Source organism: Alistipes sp. HGB5 (assembly GCF_000183485.2).
Taxonomy (GTDB): domain Bacteria; phylum Bacteroidota; class Bacteroidia; order Bacteroidales; family Rikenellaceae; genus Alistipes; species Alistipes finegoldii.
The window spans coordinates 1-2,090 of record NZ_AENZ01000007.1; the positions used below are offsets into that span (position 1 = coordinate 1).

Annotated in this window: 5 protein-coding genes; all 5 read right to left on the bottom strand. The window is 54.0% G+C overall.

Features of this window, described 5'->3' with window-relative positions:
• The coding region (locus tag HMPREF9720_RS01085; protein WP_039939498.1) for an LPD28 domain-containing protein at positions 1-271 on the bottom strand (271 nt) is incomplete at its 3' end.
• A 48-nt stretch (positions 272-319) separates the two neighbouring features.
• Positions 320-619, bottom strand: coding sequence for a hypothetical protein (locus tag HMPREF9720_RS01090; protein ID WP_009596290.1), 300 nt, complete (start codon positions 617-619; stop codon positions 320-322).
• Positions 620-631: 12 nt separating this feature from the next.
• Positions 632-844, bottom strand: coding sequence for a hypothetical protein (locus tag HMPREF9720_RS01095; RefSeq protein WP_009596292.1), 213 nt, complete (start codon positions 842-844; stop codon positions 632-634).
• A 6-nt stretch (positions 845-850) separates the two neighbouring features.
• Entirely contained in the window at positions 851-1,504 is a 654-nt protein-coding gene (locus HMPREF9720_RS01100) for a hypothetical protein (RefSeq protein WP_009596291.1), read from the bottom strand.
• Positions 1,501-1,701 (bottom strand): hypothetical protein, encoded by a 201-nt coding sequence (locus HMPREF9720_RS01105; RefSeq protein WP_039939501.1) that lies wholly within the window; start codon positions 1,699-1,701, stop codon positions 1,501-1,503. Before HMPREF9720_RS01105 ends, HMPREF9720_RS01100 begins: the two co-directional genes overlap by 4 nt.
• Between the last annotated feature and the right edge of the window lie 389 nt (positions 1,702-2,090).

Sequence of the window (2,090 nt, forward strand, 5' to 3'; positions counted from 1 at the left end):
AGATGCCGTACCGGCGTATTTCAGCGTACGCCTGTCCTTCCCGGAGCAGGGGCTGCCGGGAGACGAACGTTCCGGTGAAGTTTGCCAAAGCCAGCGGAACGAGCCACTGGAAATCGCTGCCCCTACCGCCCATGACCTCGCACGAATGAAAATCGGCGGGAAGGGTTTCGGAATCGAGGCGACACATAGTGAAAAGAGCAGAGATGCCGTTGATCTCGGCCTCGCGGAAATCCCTGATATCCGCGAAAGGAATGGATGATTCGTATGCCATGATATGGAAATGACGCCGCCCGCTCGTTGCGGAGCAGGCGGCAGGTTATTAAAGAAAGATTCGGTGCCACGCCCCGAGCAGATAGACATTACCTTCCACATAGAGCGAGTATAAGTCCGTAGAGACAATCCGCAGGAACAGAGTCCTGTCGCCGCGCAGTTTCCCGATCTGGCGCCGGAGCGCTTCGGCGGGAAAGGGTTTGCGCGAGATGAACCGTCCGCGGATCTCTGCCTCCGAGGGGATGTATTCGTACAAGCGGTAGTTGAGCGCCAGCCAGCGAAGGATTTTACGGCGGGTTTTCGCATCGTCCGTCCGCAGTGTGAAACGGTTGAAACAAAGATTGTTCATCGTAAATCGGAGTTAGTTCAGTGACAAGGCCTGACAGAAATAGTCCGTATAATCGAAGTCCAGTCCCAGCCCAGAACAGGCCGTTTCAAGATCGCCGTAGCACAGAGCCCCGGCATCCCGCAGTTCCCGCAGGTTGCGAAGTTCCGCGGTCAAATATTCCTCGGCGCGACGTTCGCCGCAGCGGCACGCAGTGCAGATATTTTCGATAATAATGTTTCGTTCCATAGTCGTTTAAGGTTTAGGTGTGAATTTATTGTCGGAGAGTGCAAGGAAATCGTCGAGCGTGCGGCACCGATAGTCCAAAGAGATCTTTTCGCTGTAATCCGTCTGCCGGATATCGAAAGTATAGGTCAGGCCGTTACGAATGATCTGGCCGTGACTTTTGTCATGAACCCAAACCACATCGGACAGAGCCTCCAACCGGTTGCGGTACCCGGTCATTTTGCGTTCGTTCTCCGCATCGATCCGTTCGAGATTCCGGAAACCCTGCGTGAGGTATTCCACCCAGTCGTCGATCTTCTTTTTGGTGAAGACCCCGATACGGTTCGGAGCGGTTTGTTTGTCGAAAGCCTTGCCGTAGGAGTAGTTGTCCGCATATCGGAAGAACGACCAATCGAATCGGAAGTCGTAATAAGGTTTCGGATAGAAGTATTGGCGGACGAGAAACAGGATGCCGTTTCTCCAGAAGCCGGTGCAGGCTTCCTCGAAATAGTTCTTCAGGCTGTCTGCGGCGTGTGTAACACGATAGAACAAGGCTGCCTCCGGAACGAACTCCTGCACCGCTTCCAATACGGCCGATGCGCTTCGAATAGCCCGCTCTATGTTATCCTCGGCATTGGCGAGCAGCAGCTCGTCGAAGGTCGACTGATCGATCCACTTTCTCATCGCTGAGCAACCTGCCTGCGGCAGGATTCAGTTTCCCGCAGGTCGTCGTTCAACGTCGGAATAAGGATCGTACACTCGGCATCGGGTCGTCCGAGGAAACATTTCACCTTTACCGATGCCTCCACGCCGTCCCGGGCGTAGGTCTTAAAACGGTAGTCGTAACCCGCTACCGCAATCTCGAATTTCTGATTCTTCATATTCGAAATGGATTTTAGTTTGACATAAGGCCGGCAGATCCCCGCTATGAAAGAGAGAAGCCGGCTTCGGGGCGGGATATTCAGCGACGGCACGGACAAGGCAAATTTTTGAGGGGCGATACGACCCGAAGGGTGGAGATCGTGCGAAAAAGCCGAAAAGGGCGTAAGCCCCTGACGCTATCTTGCCCCGCAGACGGCGTTCACAAAGGGATTTTTAATTATTATTCGTGCTGTCTCAAAACAAAAAGAGACTGCTGCGGATGCAGTCAGTCCCTTTCAGCACGAACGGATCAGCGCACCTCGAACTGCGGTATCCGGGAGAGGGTCTTCCGCAGCTTCCGGCGGTAGAAAAGTTCAGTAAGCGCAAGCAACTCGTAGGCATCGTACAG